General features: G+C 27.5%; 16 protein-coding genes. 2 read left to right on the forward strand and 14 right to left on the reverse strand.

Annotated elements, in window-relative coordinates; all coding sequences use genetic code 11:
- Positions 1-44: 44 nt before the first annotated feature.
- From rfbH to JYG23_RS07395, 9 genes are all read right to left on the reverse strand, one after another.
- Entirely contained in the window at positions 45-1373 is a 1329-nt protein-coding gene (gene rfbH / locus JYG23_RS07360) for a lipopolysaccharide biosynthesis protein RfbH (RefSeq protein ID WP_207237796.1), read from the reverse strand.
- A 1-nt stretch (position 1374) separates the two neighbouring features.
- Positions 1375-2436: a CDP-glucose 4,6-dehydratase gene (gene rfbG, locus JYG23_RS07365; protein ID WP_207237797.1), complete on the reverse strand. Its 1062-nt coding sequence runs from the start codon at positions 2434-2436 to the stop codon at positions 1375-1377.
- 2 nt (positions 2437-2438) lie between these two features.
- The gene (gene rfbF / locus JYG23_RS07370; RefSeq protein WP_207237798.1) at positions 2439-3215 is read right to left on the reverse strand and encodes a glucose-1-phosphate cytidylyltransferase; all 777 of its coding nucleotides are present in this window, start codon (positions 3213-3215) and stop codon (positions 2439-2441) included.
- A 261-nt stretch (positions 3216-3476) separates the two neighbouring features.
- A complete protein-coding gene (locus tag JYG23_RS15140; protein WP_371818635.1) occupies positions 3477-3599 on the reverse strand; it encodes a hypothetical protein in 123 nt (40 codons plus the stop codon).
- A gap of 53 nt (positions 3600-3652) precedes the next feature.
- Entirely contained in the window at positions 3653-3931 is a 279-nt protein-coding gene (locus JYG23_RS07375) for an ATP-binding cassette domain-containing protein (protein ID WP_207237799.1), read from the reverse strand.
- A 288-nt stretch (positions 3932-4219) separates the two neighbouring features.
- Positions 4220-5200, reverse strand: coding sequence for a dTDP-glucose 4,6-dehydratase (gene rfbB, locus JYG23_RS07380; protein WP_207237800.1), 981 nt, complete (start codon positions 5198-5200; stop codon positions 4220-4222).
- The gene (rfbA, locus tag JYG23_RS07385) at positions 5201-6073 is read right to left on the reverse strand and encodes a glucose-1-phosphate thymidylyltransferase RfbA (RefSeq protein WP_207237801.1); all 873 of its coding nucleotides are present in this window, start codon (positions 6071-6073) and stop codon (positions 5201-5203) included. It lies immediately after the preceding gene.
- A 16-nt stretch (positions 6074-6089) separates the two neighbouring features.
- The gene (locus JYG23_RS07390) at positions 6090-7184 is read right to left on the reverse strand and encodes a DegT/DnrJ/EryC1/StrS aminotransferase family protein (RefSeq protein WP_207237802.1); all 1095 of its coding nucleotides are present in this window, start codon (positions 7182-7184) and stop codon (positions 6090-6092) included.
- 10 nt (positions 7185-7194) lie between these two features.
- On the reverse strand, positions 7195-8760 hold the full coding sequence (locus JYG23_RS07395; RefSeq protein WP_207237803.1) for a glycosyltransferase family 2 protein: 1566 nt from the start codon (positions 8758-8760) through the stop codon (positions 7195-7197).
- Between the two features lie 507 nt (positions 8761-9267).
- Here JYG23_RS07395 and JYG23_RS07400 point away from each other — a divergent pair.
- Positions 9268-11370 (forward strand): glycosyltransferase family 2 protein, encoded by a 2103-nt coding sequence (locus JYG23_RS07400; RefSeq protein ID WP_207237804.1) that lies wholly within the window; start codon positions 9268-9270, stop codon positions 11368-11370.
- An 11-nt stretch (positions 11371-11381) separates the two neighbouring features.
- The gene (locus tag JYG23_RS07405) at positions 11382-13481 is read left to right on the forward strand and encodes a glycosyltransferase family 2 protein (protein WP_207237805.1); all 2100 of its coding nucleotides are present in this window, start codon (positions 11382-11384) and stop codon (positions 13479-13481) included.
- A gap of 41 nt (positions 13482-13522) precedes the next feature.
- On the opposite strand, the gene JYG23_RS07410 is transcribed toward JYG23_RS07405, so the two are convergent.
- The 5 genes from JYG23_RS07410 to fliD form a co-directional block, all read right to left on the reverse strand.
- A complete protein-coding gene (locus JYG23_RS07410; protein ID WP_207237806.1) occupies positions 13523-14356 on the reverse strand; it encodes a flagellin in 834 nt (277 codons plus the stop codon).
- A 78-nt stretch (positions 14357-14434) separates the two neighbouring features.
- Complete coding sequence (locus tag JYG23_RS07415; protein WP_207237807.1) at positions 14435-15268, reverse strand: flagellin; 834 nt, start codon at positions 15266-15268, stop codon at positions 14435-14437.
- Positions 15269-15426: 158 nt separating this feature from the next.
- Positions 15427-15822 (reverse strand): hypothetical protein, encoded by a 396-nt coding sequence (locus JYG23_RS07420; protein ID WP_207237808.1) that lies wholly within the window; start codon positions 15820-15822, stop codon positions 15427-15429.
- Positions 15823-15877: 55 nt separating this feature from the next.
- Positions 15878-16252 carry a flagellar export chaperone FliS gene (gene fliS, locus JYG23_RS07425; protein ID WP_207237809.1) on the reverse strand — a complete coding sequence of 125 codons (375 nt, stop codon included), beginning with the start codon at positions 16250-16252 and terminating at the stop codon, positions 15878-15880.
- Between the two features lie 29 nt (positions 16253-16281).
- Positions 16282-18858 carry a flagellar filament capping protein FliD gene (gene fliD, locus JYG23_RS07430; protein WP_207237810.1) on the reverse strand — a complete coding sequence of 859 codons (2577 nt, stop codon included), beginning with the start codon at positions 18856-18858 and terminating at the stop codon, positions 16282-16284.
- Between the last annotated feature and the right edge of the window lie 48 nt (positions 18859-18906).

Genomic DNA, 18906 nt, shown 5'->3' on the forward strand with positions numbered 1-18906 from the left:
TCCTCCTATCCAATCAATAAAAATAAAATTATTTTGTTTTAAATTTATTGTTTTATACTTTCTTTTATTTTTGCAACCATATAATCTAATCTATCTTTATCCATACCTGGATAAACTCCTATCCAAAATGAATTATTTAAAACAATATCTGTGTTTTCAAGATCACCAATAACTCTATATCCAGTTTCAGTTTTTCTCATTTCGTCAAAGCATGGATTCTTAATAAGATTACCTGCAAATAACATCCTTGTTTGAATTCCATTATTCTCTAAAAATCGAACAACATTATTTCTATTTACACCATTTTTACAAGTTAACAAAAATCCAAACCAACTTGGTTTTGAATTTTCTTCCCTCTCAGGTAAAATAACTTTATCTTTCAAACACTCTAACTCATTTATTAAATAACTAAAGTTTTCTCTTCTTATCTTTATAAACTCAGGTAGTTTTTTAAGCTGTGCACAGCCTATAGACGCCTGTATATCAGTTGCCTTTAGATTGTAACCAAAATGCGAGTACACATACTTATGGTCATATCCAAGTGGTAACTCACCATACTGCTTATCAAATCTATGACCACACATATTATCTTGACCAGATTTACAACAACAGTCTCTTCCCCAATCTCTAAATGAGTTAACTATTTTATTAAGCAGTGGGTTGTTTGTATAAACAGCTCCGCCTTCACCCATTGTAATATGATGTGGTGGGTAAAAGCTTGAAGTTCCAATATCCCCAACAGTTCCTGTATACACTTCTTTTCCATCTAGATAATATTTTGAACCTAAGGCATCACAATTATCTTCAATTAGCCATAAATTATGCTTATTGCAAAAATCCCTCACATATTTTAAGTTAAAAGGATTTCCTAGTGTGTGAGCTATCATTATGGCTTTTGTCTTTTCTGATAATGCTTTTTCTAGCATTGTACAATCAATATTATATTGTGGAATTGTAATATCTAAAAATACCGGTATTGCACCAAACTGTATCATTGGTGCTACTGTTGTAGGAAATCCTGCTGCAACTGTTATAACTTCATCGCCTTTTTTTATTGCTCTATTTTTTAACAAGGGTGATGTCAATGCCATAAAGGCAAGTAGATTTGCAGATGAACCCGAATTAACCAATGAACAATATTTCACATCTAAAAATTTTGCGAATTCCCTTTCAAATTTATCTGTATATTTTCCTGTTGTTAGCCAGAAATCCAATGAAGCTTCCACAGCATTACAAATTTCTTCTTCATCGTATACCCTACCACCATATGAGATTTTTTCTCCCTCTACAAAATTGTCATTTTTTTTATGATATTGCTCATAATATTTTTTTACTAGCTCTAATATATCACCACGCGATTTTTCTTCTTCCATATTATCCTCTTATAAAATTATTAATTTGATTTTCAGTAAACTTAAATATATTATTATTGGCATAAAAGCATTTATACCATTCTATTGTCTCCTCGATACTCTTATAAACATTCCATTTGGGAGTAACGCCAAGCTTATTTATCGTTTTAGATGAATCCAATTTTAATAACTTAGATTCATTTGGTCCATTCTGTACTTCAAGGCAAACAAATTTTGCATTTTCGCCCCAATATTTACAAGCCATACCAACCACTTTTTCAACACTTATACAATCCTCAATATTAGGCCCGAAATTGAAACTTTCCGCACATAACTTATTACCTTCATACAATTTCTGTGCAAGTACTAAATATCCTGATAATGGCTCTAAAACATGTTGCCATGGTCTTATAGAAAACTTATTTCTTATAATAACAGGTGTATCATTTTTAAATGCTCGAATGCAATCTGGAATTATTCTGTCGCTTGCCCAATCACCACCACCTATAACATTTCCGGCTCTTGCTGTTGCAATTAAGGTATTATACTTTTCTTTATAAAATGATTCTCTATAGGAGTTTGTTATAAGCTCTGAACATGCTTTACTACATGAATATGGATCATTTCCCCCTAATACATCAATTTCACGATATGGCCAATCCCACTCATTATTCTTATATACTTTATCTGTAGTAATATTTACTATTGCCTTGACATTTTCTATATCTCTGATTGATTCAAACAGATTAGCTGTTCCCATTATATTTGTATTAAAAGTATATATGGGATCATTATAAGATTCTCTTACAATAGGCTGAGCTGCCATATGAAACACAATATCAGGTTTTACCATTTTAACAACCTTGTTTAATTCTTTAAGATCATTTATATCACCTATATTAGAATTAACCTTATCGTTGAGCTTTAAGATTTCAAATAGTGATGGCTGTGAATTAGGCTTCAAAGCATATCCGCTAACTTTAGCACCCATCATAATTAGCCAAAATGATAACCATGATCCTTTAAATCCAGTATGCCCTGTTATAAAAACATTTTTATTTTTCCAAAATCCTTGATTTATCATATTTACCATACCACCCATGGAGCATTTTTTTGTACTAACAAGTTTTCTAACTGCATTTTATCTCTTTGAGTATCCATACACTGCCAAAAGCCATCATATTTGTATGCCTGAAGTTGTCCGTCCTTTGCTAAATTTTCCAATGGTTTTCTTTCAAAAATACAGTCTTCGTCTTCTGATAGGTAATCAAAAACATTATGTTCTAATACCATAAAACCAGCATTTATCCATCCACCAGCTTCTTTAGTTTTTTCAGCAAATTTACATACTTGATTACTATCATTTATATCTAAAACACCAAATCTTCCACCAGGCTGTATTGCTGTCATTGTTGCAAGTTTTTCATTCTCTTTATGATATTCAACAAGTTTATTTATGTTAACATCACTTACTCCGTCTCCATATGTGAGCATAAATGTTTCATCACCAATATATTTTTGAATTCTTTTTATCCTACCACCAGTTTGAGTATTTAATCCGGTATCCACTAATGTTACCCTCCATGGTTCAGCTATATTGTTATGTATTATTATTTTATTTTCATCTGTAAAATCGAAAGTTACATCTGAACAATGCAAATAATAATCTGCAAAGTATTCTTTTATCATATAACCCTTGTATCCGCAACAAATCACAAAGTCGTTGTATCCATAATGTGAATATATCTTCATAATATGCCATAGTATTGGTCTGTTACCTATTTCAATCATTGGCTTTGGTTTAAGATGTGATTCTTCACTTATTCTTGTACCTAATCCACCAGCTAGTATTACTATTTTCATAAATTAGACGTCCTCCAACTATTTTTATTATATATTATATTTTTATATTGTACTGAGTATGAATAAATTCAACACATTTAGATATTCAAAAAATTTGATACAGAATGTCGATTATGATATAATTAAAAGAAAATTTTAAATTATGAAAAATATATAATTAATATGTAAAAATTATACGGAGGTTACATATGTTACTGTCAATAGGAATGATAGTTAAAAATAAAGGAAAGTATTTGGATGAATGCCTAAATGCATTGAAACCTATTTTAGATAATATAGATAAGGTTCAGAAATTCTAGCTAATGCCGCCCTTTGTCTCATACCTCCTGAAAGTTGTCTTGGATAATAATTCTCGAATTTTTCTAACCCATACTTTTCAAGCATTAATTTAACTTTATTTGTTTTATCTTTTGATTTTTCGTTCTTAATTTCTGAACCTAAAGACAGTTATTTAGTATTGTTCTCCATTCATATAATTGATCTTTTTGAAACATAAACCCTATATTATTACTCTCTATATAAACCTCACCATATGAAGGCTCCTCAAAGCCTGCAATTATAGAAAGAACTGTTGATTTTCCACATCCTGATGGACCAACAATAGAAACTATTTCACCTTTTTTTACCTCTAGTGATATATTATTAATAGCTTTAGTCTCATTTACTATAGTATGATAGTACTTACCTATATTTTTTAACTTACATACATATTCCACGTTATCCCCTACACACAGCATAACATTGTATTAATATATTGTTCAATTGCGGCTATTAAGTTAATCTTTTTAGGCAAAAAAATTGGACCAAATGATATCTTTCATTTGATCCAAATTAAAATAAAATATATAATAAATAGAGGGAGAAATCTTTATATTACTAATATACACTAAAATGTTAAGTTTAAACATGATGATTGTTAAGATTTTATAATAATTCATTACTATTTATACTTTAAAAACCAAATTATATAATCACATTGGTTCACGCTTAACATTTTTTATAAGCTATTTTTCAATTAAATCCATCCACCATTTTTTGTTATTTAAATACCATTGTATAGTATTACTAATTCCTTCATCAAATTTTATCGTTGGATTCCAACCAAATTCATTACATATTTTTTCTGGATTTATTGCATATCTTCTATCATGACCCGGTCTATCAGAAACATATTCTATCAATGATTCATCACAATTTAGTTTGTTTAGAATTGTTTTTACAACCTCAATATTTGATTTTTCATTATGACCACCTATATTGTATACTTCACCTACTTTATCACTATGAATAATTAAGTCAATAGCTTTACAATGGTCTATTACATAAAGCCAATCTCTAACATTTAACCCATTTCCGTATACGGGAAGTTTTCCCTTGTTTAATGCTTTTATTATCATTAATGGAATTAATTTCTCAGGAAATTGAAATGCACCATAATTATTTGAACATCTTGATATTGTAATAGGAGTTCCGTATGTTCTATAATAAGCTTGTACCAATAAATCAGCTGATGCTTTACTTGCCGAATAAGGACTTGAAGTATGTATTAGTGAATTTTCTGTAAAATATAAGTCTTTTCTCTCTATAGGTAAATCACCATACACCTCATCTGTAGAAATTTGATGAAATCTGAGAACACCATATTTATTGCTTGCATCTAGCAACACTTGCGTCCCTAATACATTTGTCACTAAAAAAATTTCTGGATTTGTAACAGATCTGTCTACATGACTTTCAGCTGCAAAATTTACAACAATATCGAATTTCTCTTTTTCAAACAAATCATAAACTAATTTTCTATCAGCTATGTCTCCCTTAATAAACTTAAATCTACTATTTTTTAGCGCTGTAGCAAGGGTTATTATGTTACCAGCATATGTAAGCTTATCTAAACAGACAATTTCATAATCATCATATTTATTAAGCATATAATAGATAAAATTCGAACCAATAAAACCGGCTCCACCTGTTACTAATATTTTCATCTACATCACCTCATTTGAAATCTGTACTAGATATTTTCCATAATCAGTTTTTACCAGAGGTTGTGCTAATCTAACAAGCTGTTCTTTACTTATATATCCTCTACGATAAGCAATTTCTTCTAAGCAAGCTATGTATAATCCTTGTCTTTTTTGCAAAACTTGAACAAAGTTTGCTGCTTCTAATAGAGATTCATGTGTGCCAGTATCCAACCACGCTAAGCCTCTACCTGTTAATTCAACTTTTAATTCATTATTTTTTAAATACACATCTATAACAGATGTTATTTCTTTTTCTCCACGTTCTGATGGTTTCACTTGCTTAGCAATATCAATTACTTTGTTGTCAAAAATATACAATCCAGGAACTGCTAATGAAGACTTAGGATGTTTAGGTTTTTCTTCAATAGAAATGGCATTATTGTTACTATCTATCTCAACTACGCCATAGGCACTTGGATTATTAACATAACATCCAAAAATAACAGCACCGTTTTTTAATTTTGAAACTTTCATAAGCCTGTTACCAAAATTTGATGCGTAAAATATGTTATCTCCCAAAATTAATGTAACATTATCCTTACCTATAAATTTCTCTCCAATAATAAATGCTTCTGCTAATCCATTAGGATATTCTTGAACAGCATACTCAAATTTAATACCAAGTTCTTCGCCACTTCCTAACAGTGATTTAAATTGTGATAAATCTCTTTTTGTGGAAATAACTAATATTTCTTTTATACCAGCCAACATAAGTACAGAAATAGGATAATATATCATTGGCTTATCGTATATTGGAAGTATCTGCTTTGAAATAGATTTAGTTACAGGATATAATCTAGTTCCACTTCCTCCTGCTAATACAATTCCTTTCATAATTCCTCCAAAATTATTAATTTAAAATAATATCACATATCATATCTACATCTTCAAGTTTTAAATCTGCATACAACGGTAACGACAATACTCTTTCTGACACATATTTTGCAATTGGAGTTTCTTGAACCACAAATTTATCTAGAATAGGTTTTACTTCACTTGTTAATGGAAAGAAATATCTTCTTGCAAAAATATTTCTTTCTAATAATAGCTTTTCAACCTGCTCTCTATTATACTTATAATTTTCAAATACTATAGGGAAATAAGCATAATTTTGTTTATCCACACTGTTGCTATTGGATAATTTTATACCTTGTATATTTGATAATCTTTGTATATATCTTTCAAACACTTTTTTCCTTTTTACAATTTCTTCATTAATATGCCTTAGATTACATATACCCATGGCAGCTTGAAACTCATTCATTTTTGCATTACCACCTATATAATCACAATTACCATCTGTATTTATTCCAAAGTTTTTCAAACTTGTAAGTTTATCATAATATGACTCATCTTTAAAAATTGCAGCTCCACCTTCAATAGTATTGAAAACTTTTGTTGCATGAAAACTAAAAATAGACGCATCCCCATAGTTTGCTATACTTTTCTTATTTTTAAACACTCCAAAAGCATGAGCAGCATCATATACTACTTTTAAATTATACTTTTTTGCTATTTTATCTATTGCCTCACAATTGCAAACACTGCCATATACATGTACAGGTACAATTGCTGTTGTTTTTTTAGTAATAAGACTTTCTATTTTTTTTGCGTCAATCGTATAGTCATCATAGTTTATATCGCAAAACACAGGAGTTAATCCATTTCTTATTATTGCATTGGTTGTAGATATAAATGTAAAAGGCGTAGTTATTACTTCACCTGATAAATCGAAAGAATCAATAATATTTTCTAAAGCCAAATGTCCATTAGTAAACAAAACTAAATTTTTTACATTTAAATATTTTTTTAATTTTTGCTCTAATTGTACATGCTTACAGCCACTATTAGTTAACCAATGACTATCCCATAAGTCCTTTATTTCTTCAATATACTCGTCAAATTCTGGCATAGATGATTTAGTAACTAGTATTTTATCTCTCATCACTACACCTCTAATACTCTAACAAACATTCATCTAATAATAAAACATCCTCGTCATTCGGTAAAAGTTTAAGCAAATCATCTACAATAATATGAGCTTCATTTATTTTTGAATTTAGAATATAATATCTAGCTAATTGTTTATTTGCATAAATATATACTTCAACATCTTCTAAATATGAAGATATATTAATTAATAACTTCAACAATTCCTCTTCAAATTTTATACAAGCATTTGATTGGGATATAGTAATTATTTCATTAATAGCTAAGTTATAGTTTTCTTTAAATACGCTTAGAATAATTGAACTATATTGCTTTAGAAAATTGATATTTTCAAAATTATTTAAAAACATATTTTTACTAATCAATTGTCTTATAGACACTTCAATATTGTTTGCTATTTGTTGTTTTTCTAAAGATAGCAATGCAAATTTTAACATTTCACTCGATTTACAAAGGCAACTTCCACAAATAAATTGCTGCTCTTTAGCAAAATTATATATGTTGTTGATATTTAAGTAATTTACAAAATTATTATTTATAATTATTAAGCACTCATAAACTAACTTAGCTTGTTCAATTTCATTACATGAATTTAGCATAAAGATTAGGCATGTAACTATCTCTTTTATTTTCTCATTAATATCTTTTGCAATTCTTATTTTCAAAAAATAATTAAGAATTTGTTTAGATAAATCTTGATTTATTATTTTATAAAAACATTTTATCTTTTCACTTGTATCAATTTGACTATTTTTTATTACATTCAATTCATCAATTATTGAATAGAAATAAACTAAATTAATAAAGTAATAATTATTAGGGTTAATTTCTCCATACCCTTTTAATAATTGAGTTGATTGCTTATATAAAACATCCTTAGTATACATTCTTAATGGTTGTAACTTATAAGATATAGACTTTTTATGAATTCTATAATTATGTAATACTTTATCATACATACCTATTTTTGTACATTTATCAAGATATGCTAACATAAAAGCTGTATCTGAACCATATCCACCATATTCTAAGTTTTTAATTTGATATTGAATATCAGTAGATAAAACAATGTCTAATATCATTATCTTACCCCAAATAGTTCTAAGAAACTGGTATAAATTAATAAAATTATCAGGCAAACTACTTTTATCAATAATACATTTACTATTTGGTATTCTAAGTATACCGGTTTTTTCTGTATCAACTATTTCATAACGCGTACCACAAACTGCTAAACTTAAATTATTTTCTGAAATAAAATAATACATTTCTTCTAAAAATGTATCATCAATATAATCATCACCATCAACTACAACTAAATATTCACCCGTAGCATATTCATTAAGATACTTAATAAAAGGAACAGATGGGTTTCCATATATGTCTACAAATTTTATACGTTTATCTCTTTTTTCATATTCTCTTATTATATCTTTTGTTTTATCTGTAGAGCCATTATCACGAATTATATACTCAAAATCCGTAAATGTTTGATTTAAAACACTTTCAATGCATTGAACAATATATTTTTCAGCATTATATGAACAACTATAAACAGTTATTTTAGGCATTTTTACCTCCAATTTATAAACATAAGCATTTAGGTTTTAATACAATGCTTTTATTTAATTTTTTACTATATATTTTTTTATCTGTTTCTTCTAACTTATTCTTTAATATAGAACTATCACTTTGTCCCCGATATACAATTAAATCTTTAAGCAAATAATCCTCAGCTAAGTAAACTCGTCCAACTACGCCGAACATCGATGAATCAGGTGGAAAGTCTACTACACCTGATTAGAAATTTCCACTTACATAAGTGGAAGTCTTAACTCTAAAAAGAATTGAGATAAACACTTTCCCATTCCTTTACAAACTAAGCTAAAATATATATCGACAATTTTCGATTAAATTTAATACGACTTATTATAAATATATTTTTCAAATAACTTCATTCATTTATTGTATAGTATCATATTATTTGATACAAATTGTCGATTATGATATAATTATAACACAATTTGAAATTATAGAAAATATATAATTAATATGTAAAAATTATACGGAGGTTACATATGTTACTGTCAATAGGAATGATAGTCAAAAACGAAGAAAAGTATTTGAATGAATGTTTAAATGCATTAAAACCTATTTTGGATAATATAGATAGTGAACTTATAATTGCTGATACAGGTTCGACAGATAATACAATTGAAATAGCAAGGAAATATACAAGCAACGTATATAATTTTAAGTGGAATAATGACTTCGCAGCTGCACGTAATTCTACTTTAGAGCATTCAAATGCCGAATGGTATATGTATTTAGATGCTGATGAAATACTTGAAAATACAGATGAAATCATTAATTTTTTTAAATCAGAAAGCTACAAAAAATTTGATTGTGCAAGATACAAAATCACGAGCTTTACAAATATAGATAAAAAATCCTTTGCTACAGTCTTTTTATTTAGAATGTTTAAAAAAACTAATGCAATTAAATTTGTCGGAGCAATACATGAACATATTGTTTACCAACCAAATTATACAACTTTAGAAAAAACAAATTTTTATCACTATGGTTATATGTTTAAAGATAGCAAACAGGCAAAAGAAAAATCAAATAGAAATATCGAGCTTCTTCTTAAAGAAATTAAATACGGCAATGATTCTCCAATACTTAGAAACCAGTTAGCAGATTCTTATTGCATGTGTCATGAATTTGATGAAGCAATTAACCATTGTATAGAGGGAGTAGAATTATCTAAGCATTCAAAAATAACATCCGCAACATATGCCATATATGCAAACTTAGTGTACTCTTATTTTTGTAAAGATTTATTTACTAAAGCAATAGAGTCATCAAAGTCTTATTTTGATATTAAAAATAAGACTCTAGCTACAGACATTGATATATATTATATTTTAATGTGTTGTTATTATCATCTAAATGATTTTGAAAACTGTATACTTTATTTTAATAAATATTATGAGATATTTATGACTAATAAAGCTAATCCTATAAACACAATAGATACAATTTCAAGAGCTTTACTTTTTGCATATGATAAAAACTTTTTTGAGGCGGCTAAGATTGCTATTAAATCATATAGTAACTTAAAAAAATATGATGAAGCCATTACTCTTTATAAAAAAAATAATTATTTTGTGAATAATGATACTAAAGATAGTCTTCAAGAATTTTTTTACTCGTATATTGAGTTGTGCAACATAAGTGATAAACTAATTAATTTAGAAGCAATATACAAATACATAATTAAAGACAATGATGAAGATATAAATAAGCATTTTGAAACTTCATTGGAAAATTACATATTAAATAACAAGGAACATAAAGAATATATTATCAATATTTTCAATAACTTAAACATCAAAAGTGACTATTGCAAATATATGCAACTACGTTATGCGTATATAAACAATTTATCAAATGTACTGGAATTAATTTCAGAATTTATTAATAATACACAAACATTTAACTCAAATTACTATGATGTTGTTTATTATATATTTAAATTAAATTTTAACTTGAATATAATTTCCTCAAAAGTCAATATTAATGAGTTATCTCTAACTTATAAACTTATACAAAAAAACTATGATGATTATCTTGAAATAGTAGCAAATTATAACCTTAATACAGATAGCTTACTTGATAAATACATATTAACTATGGCGTATGAAAATGTATTAATATATACCGATAAAGAAAACTCTGGAAAATGTTTGGAAGTTTTCAACAAATATATAACATACAGTAGAGAATTTATTGAATATACTTATAATCCTCAAATATTTGAACAGGAAAATTTGTTTTTAGTTCCTCAAAATATACAATTTGCATATTACTGCATTTGTGCAACAGATAAGCTTAAAACAAATACTGATAGTGAATACATAAAGTTACTCAGCAAAGCACTAAAATCTAATGAAAATATGAAAGATATAATTTCATTACTTTTAGAAGAATTTAAAAAAGAACATACCATCAGCAAAGAATTGTCCGAATTTGAATTATTAGCTATCGAAGTAAAGAAAAATATAAATCAGCTAATACAATCTAAAAATTATTCAGAAGCAATACTAATTTTAGAAGAATACAAATCAATCAATCCGACTGATGCTGATATATACGCAATAGAAAAATTGTTAAATTAAAGGGGAAAATTATGTTACTTTCAATAGGAATGATTGTAAAAAATGAAGAAAAGTACTTAGATGAATGCCTTAAGTCCTTAAATCCAATTTTGGAAAGCATTGAAAGCGAATTAATAATTGTAGATACTGGCTCTACTGACAATACAATAGAAATAGCAAAAAAATACACTAATAATTTATACACGTTTGAATGGTGTAATGATTTTTCTGCAGCTAGAAACAAGTCATTAGAGTTAGCAAAAGGCAAATATTATATGTATTTAGATGCTGATGAAATACTTCAAGATTCTTCTGAGATAATAAACTTATTTAAAACTAATGAACATACAAAGTATAATACATACTTTTATAAGGTATACAACTTTATAACCAACAACAATTTAGATGATTATAATATAAGCCACCCTGCAAGAATTTTTAAAATGGATAGTGGAACTAAATTTTTAGGTATAATACATGAGTACATACCATATGCGCACCCAATTAAGATATTAGAAAATACAAAATTTTATCATTATGGATATATAAATGATAGTAAAATATTAAAAGATAAAAAGCTGTACAGAAATCTATCTCTTTTGAATAATGAATTGCAAATTGAAGGAAACAGCCCCAGATTAAGTATTTTATTATATGACAGTTACATATCTCTTGGTGATGTTGATAATGCAATTAAATTTTGTGATTTAGGAATAGAAATTGCAAAAACAAATAATGAATTTGATTACTTATATGTACTAACTGTAAAAAAAACATATGCATACTATTTTGATAATAAATTTAATAAAGTAATAGAAGAAGGATTAAATTATTTTAAACTTATTGGCAATGATGAGATAGCGACTAACATAGATATGTATTATATGATGTCTATTTCTTATTATAATCTTAAGGATTTTTATAACACTATAACCTGTTATAATAAATACAATGAATTACTTAGTTTATATAAATCAAACTTGCTCAACACTTCCGATTTATTGTTATATTCACTTGGTTTTATATCAAATGATCAACAAATTTTTTTGGATTTACATGTTGTAATTGCTTATTTTAAACAAAATAATTTACAAAAAGCAAAATTACTATTTTCAAACACTAACTTGAACAATGCAACGCAAACAAAAGAGATAGTTAGACTTATAACAATATGTAAACTTAGCTTTATGAGAAGCAAAGAAAACTATCTTGAAATTATAAATCTATATAATAGAATAGGCATTGATAACCACAATTATGTTAACCATTCTATAGAAAAATTTTTAAATGAAAATCCATCACAAACCGAAAAATTATTGGAAAGCTTTTATATAAACTATTTTAAGAATTTTAATACTTGTAACCAATACATACAATTAATGATAATTAGATACATTGATATTTATAAAAAGCAACGTGTTAATAACCTTTTAAATATTGTTATAAATATGGAAAATAAGCTTACAGAAGAATTATCTGATATACTATATTATGTATTAAAATGTAATTTCCCAATTAGCAAAATAGCTAATTACATAAATTCAGACAATGTATTTGAGTATCTAGAAATTATTTCTAAACTTCATAATGACTTGTTTGATATTATTTTAAATTATGATTTTATTATAGAAAATACAAAAGATATTATTATAACAAAAGAAATTCTACGCTACGAATTAAAAATTATCAAATCCATTGATAATGATGTCGGTTTGCAAATTTTTGACTTTTATATCGATATAGTCAAAAAATATTTTGATATTGCATACACTAAAGACTATTTAACAATAGATAATATTAATTTTATATCTATACAGGATAGATTTGATGCATATTGTTATTTTGCATCTATTGTTTCCCAAACTAATAAAGTAAACTGTATAAAATTATTAAAATCATGCCTATTAGAATTTCCATCAATGATTAATATAATTTCTATTATATCAGATAATATTGTACAAAATAATGATGTGGATAAATCAGAGTTTAATCAATTAGCAGTAGAGGTTAAAAACAATATAAAACTTTTCATAAATAATAAAGATTTAAAGTCAGCATTAGAACTATTAAAACAATATAAAGAAATAAATCCTAATGATTCTGATATTTTAATATTAGAAAATCAAATATAATAAAAAAAGAGCTATAAGCTCTTTTTTTATTATATTTAAAATTATTGTAATAATTGTAATACACCTTGTGGTTGCATATTGGCTTGTGCAAGCATTGCTTGAGCAGCTTGTGTAAGAATGTTGTTCTTAGTAAAGTCCATCATTTCTTTAGCCATATCAACGTCTCTTATCCTTGATTCAGAAGCTGTTAAGTTTTCTTCTGTTACTGATAAGTTACTTACTGTATGCTCTAATCTGTTTTGAGCAGCACCTAATGCTGATCTTTGTGTAGATACTGCTTCTATAGCAGCGTCTACAGTTGCAATTGCTGCATTAGCATTAGTTTCATCATCTATATCTAAAGCGTTTACTGTTAATGAAGTAGCATCCATTGAATTTATATCAACTGTAATTCTTTGATCTGCTGCATTTTCAGTACCTATTTGGAATGTAAATGCTGCAGATGAATTTGCTGTTCCATCACCATTTGCTAATGTCATACCATTGAATTTAGTAGATTTTGATATTCTGTCTATTTCTGTTGATAAAGCAGTAGCTTCAGCTTGTAATTTTGTTCTATCCTCATCAGTATATGTTCCATTTGATGATTGAACTGATAATTTTCTCATTCTTTGTAAGATTGAGTGTGTTTCATTTAAAGCACCTTCAGCTGTTTGTATTAATGAAATACCATCTTGAGCATTTTGTTGAGCTTGTGATAAGCCATTGATTTGTGCTCTCATTTTTTCTGATATTGCTAATCCTGCAGCATCGTCTCCTGCTCTGTTGATTCTAAATCCTGATGATAATTTTTCTAAATTTTTAGATGATTTTCCAGTGTTTACACCTAAATTTCTGTGTGAATTTAACGCGTTAATATTGTGTTGAATTCTCATAATTTAATTCCTCCATGAATTTTATTTTGGGACTCATTCCCTATATTTTTGTTACTATAAAATAGTTAATTTACTTAGTTATTGTAATAATTGCAATACACCTTGTGGTTGCATATTAGCTTGTGCAAGCATTGCTTGAGCAGCTTGTGTAAGAATGTTGTTCTTAGTAAAGTCCATCATTTCTTTAGCCATATCAACGTCTCTTATTCTTGATTCAGAAGCTGTTAAGTTTTCTTCTGTTACTGATAAGTTACTTACTGTATGCTCTAATCTGTTTTGAGCAGCACCTAATGCTGATCTTTGTGTAGATACTGTTTCTATAGCTGTGTCTACAGTTGCAATTGCTGTATTAGAATCAGCTTCATTTGCAATGCTAATTCCTGAAACTCCTAAAGTATCAGCATCCATTGAAGATATTGAAACTGTAATTCTTTGGTCTGCTGCATTTTCAGTTCCTATTTGGAATGTAAATGATTTAACTGAATCTTTTGCTCCAGTACCATTTGCTAATGTCATACCATTAAATTTAGTTGAAGCAGAAATTCTATCGATTTCAGTTGTCAAAGCAGTAGCTTCTTCTTGTAATTTTGTTCTATCTTCATTAGTATATGTTCCGTTTGATGATTGAACTGATAATTTTCTCATTCTTTGTAAGATTGAGTGTGTTTCATTTAAAGCACCTTCAGCTGTTTGTATTAATGAAATACCATCTTGAGCATTTTGTTGAGCTTGTGATAAGCCATTGATTTGTGCTCTCATTTTTTCTGATATTGCTAATCCTGCAGCATCGTCTCCTGCTCTGTTGATTCTAAATCCTGATGATAATTTTTCTAAATTTTTAGATGATTTTCCAGTGTTTACACCTAAATTTCTGTGTGAATTTAATGCGTTAATATTGTGTTGAATTCTCATAATTTAATTCCTCCATGAATTTTATTTTGGGATTCATTCCCTATATTTTTTTTATGTATACCGGTACCTGTATACATCTTTTAGCATTTTTATTTGCTTATTATATATATCGAATAGTATCTAAAAAACTTTAGCATAATTTGATATTTTTTTTTAATTTATCCTTTATATTTTATAAAAAATCCTTTTTCCTTCACTAATTGATTATTTTTTGTATAATTTTTCATTTCAATATTTTTGTCTATTTCTTGTATTTTCATTTGAACTTCAACTTTTTTTTGTGATAATCTACTGTTAAGCTGATAATCCATATCCATAATTTGTTTTAATACATCTTTAATTTTTTGTTTGATTTGATTGCAATTTTCTTTTTTAATTAAAGTAGAATTTATTTTTTTATCCAATTCATCAATATTATCCATAATTTTTCGTCTTTCCATAACTTGAGTATCAAACTTATTGGCAACATCATCTAACGAAATATTTAACATGTTTTTTGTAACTTCATATAGCTTTTCAACTAATTTTAATTTTTCACTATATAGTTCTATCATATATCCACCTTGTTATTTTAAAAGACCACAAAGAAATTACTTTGTGGTCTTTATTTTATTTATTGATTCTTGCTAATTTTTCTGCTTCTTTCCAAGTATCTCTAAGTTCTATTACAATCGGTATTAAATTATCTATTGCTGTTTTATCCTTTTTACCGGCAGCCTTAACTATTTCTGCATTGATAAAAGAATATAACTGCAATAAATCGGTCGCAAATTCAAACTTTTTATCTAAACAAGCCATAAGATAATTAAATATATCTCTTGTTTTATTTAAATTAATTATTGCTTCTGTAAAATTCCCATCTTCCATCATTAAACTTACAATTGTTAATCTTTGTACAGCCTTATCAAGTAACAAAATAAGCTGTTCCCCTCTTGTCATAGTATTAATAGAGTTATCTTTGTAATTTTTATATGGATCATTCATTATTTATATTCACCTACTAATAATTTTTATTAATATTGTTGAGCTAACCACGAACTTTGACTATTCATTCTAGCTAAAGCTGACTCAAGTGCTGAAAATTGTGCCCAATATCTTTTCTTTTCTGTTTCCATGCTTTCCTTAAGTTTTGTAATAATTTCTTGGTACTCATCTATTCTATCTGTTAAATAATTGTCTTTTTCAGTTTTAGTGCTTTTAGTACCAGCTTGTTCTGCCATATAACCTTTTTCTCCTGAAAATCCAACATTTTCATATAAAACTGCTTTAAGCTGCAATGCAATTCCTTTACCATTTGTTTTGTCTACATCTGAAGTAAACAACTGAGCTACCTCATCAGGATCTTTGCTATATTTTTCTTTGAATTTATCCTCATTAAATACAAGTTTTCCAGTATAATCTCCTATAGGTGTTGTTATTCCTATATCATCAAGCATCGTACTTGTTTCACCTACTATAGATGATGCTGCATCACGAAGTGAAGACAAAACATTCTGTACAGTAGAATTACAATAAAGCATTCCTTCTCTAGCTTTCTCTTCCCAGGCCTTTATTTCTGATTCAGACATTTCCTTTTTCTGAGCATCTGTTAAAGGTGGATACTCTTTGTTTGGTGTTTCCATTAATTTTGAATCTAATTCATCTATTAATTTATTATAATCTTCTACGAATTGTGCTACCTTTTCAGTAACCTCGTCTGTATTGTTTGCTACTGCAAAATCAATAGGTTCTGTGATACCAGCTGCATTTTTATTAAGCTCTAAATTAATTCCATCAATACTAAATGAATCACCACTTCTTGTTATATTTTGTGTTACTCCATTGATTGTTACATTCATGACTGTATCTTGCCCACCAGTAATAGTCATATTAGATGAATCTCCAAATAAACAATTAGCAAGATTGTTACCACTTGCATCATTAATTTCTATTTTTGTATGTGCACCTGTTTCATCAGAAATAGCAGAAAATTTATCAGTTGTTGATGAATATGAAATAGTCACTCCTGCATTTTCATCTTTATTTATCTCACTTATTATTGAACTAATGGAATCATTGTTATTAAAAGTAAAATCAGCACCGTTTACATTCATAGAATATTGTTCTGTCACAAGACCAACAAGTGATGAGTCTTTTAATGCTTTCGTAGTATCTAAACTTTTATTTTCTCTGTTAAATAATGCAAAAGCTATATTTCCACCACCTTCAACATCCTCAGCAACATATGTTTTAGTTTCATCAGTTTTATCTGTTATTGTAAATTTACCTGTATCACTAACATATGTTACATTTACGTTTGCATCAGCTTCAACTTTTGCAATAATACTATCTATAGTATCATCTTTTTTAAAAGATACTTCAGTACCGTTTACTTTTACTATATAATCTTCTTTAATAGTACCTGTTAATCCATTTAATGTACTTGATGAAATAGCAGCGTTACTATTTATTCTATTTGAAGACCCGTAGGATAATCCAAGCAATGCGCTAATATCAGCACTTATTGAGCCTACACTTAGAGTATTATTAGTACCACTAGTTGAAAATGAAAGTTTACCATCGACTGAAGATATATTTATTTTACCATCACCAAAAGCGTTATTTAATTTATTTTGTAATAAATCTTTGATGCCTGTTTGTGTAGTAATATTACTAATATCTGTAAAATCAATACCCGATAACTCATCTTCAGAAAATGTTAATGACTTTTTAACTCCATTATATGAAAATGATATTTCTCCGGCAAGTAATGCATCCTTTAAATCTACCTCGTCTACTATTTTGTCTATATCGATAGCTGTAATTGATTCTGATGAATTTCCATCCGCACTAGCTTTTATTTTTAATATATCTTCAATGTTTTTGCTAACTGCAGCTACTTTTGTATCCTTTACATTAGCATCAATTTTTTGTAATTCTAATTTATCACCATTTACAGCATACAGAACCTTACCTTTAAGTTTACTGTTATCATCATTTATTTGTTTGTTTAATTCAGCTACAACATCATTTAAATTATCTCCCACAAAATCAGAAGAAATCTTTAATGTTTGAGTAGATGTATTTGTAACACCATCAACGTCCTCTTCAATAGAAATTGAAATTGACTGACCTGCTAATTGATTTTTTAATATTTCACTTTCACTTGAGAATATTGCGTCAAAACTTTCATTTGAAACTGTTTTATCTGAAACCAAGCTAGAATTAGTAGCCACACTTGTTATACTATTAATAGTAAAATTTTTAATAGCATCTGAATCACCTGTAACTTTTACATTATCATTTGATGATGTGATTGTACTTGATTTAAAGAAACTACTGCTTAGCATATTTGTTTTTGATGAAAATGAAAAATATTTATCACTAAAGGATACACATTTTGAAATTATATCTCTAAATGCGTCTTGTTGATACACAAGCTTTTGTTGAGCTTGATATTGTTTATTTATTTTAATTTGTGATGCTGCAGCTAATTGCTCAACTATACTTTTTGTATCAAGACCTGAAATAAGACCACCAATACCACCAGTACCAACTACTGAACCATAAATACTTGATGTACTATCTGCCATATATAACATTCCTTTCATAATAAAGGTGGAATAAACTTTCCACTCTATTTCTTTGTTATTATAAAT

It is taken from the genome of Sedimentibacter sp. zth1 (genome assembly GCF_017352195.1).
Taxonomy (GTDB): Bacteria; Bacillota; Clostridia; order Tissierellales; family Sedimentibacteraceae; genus UBA1535.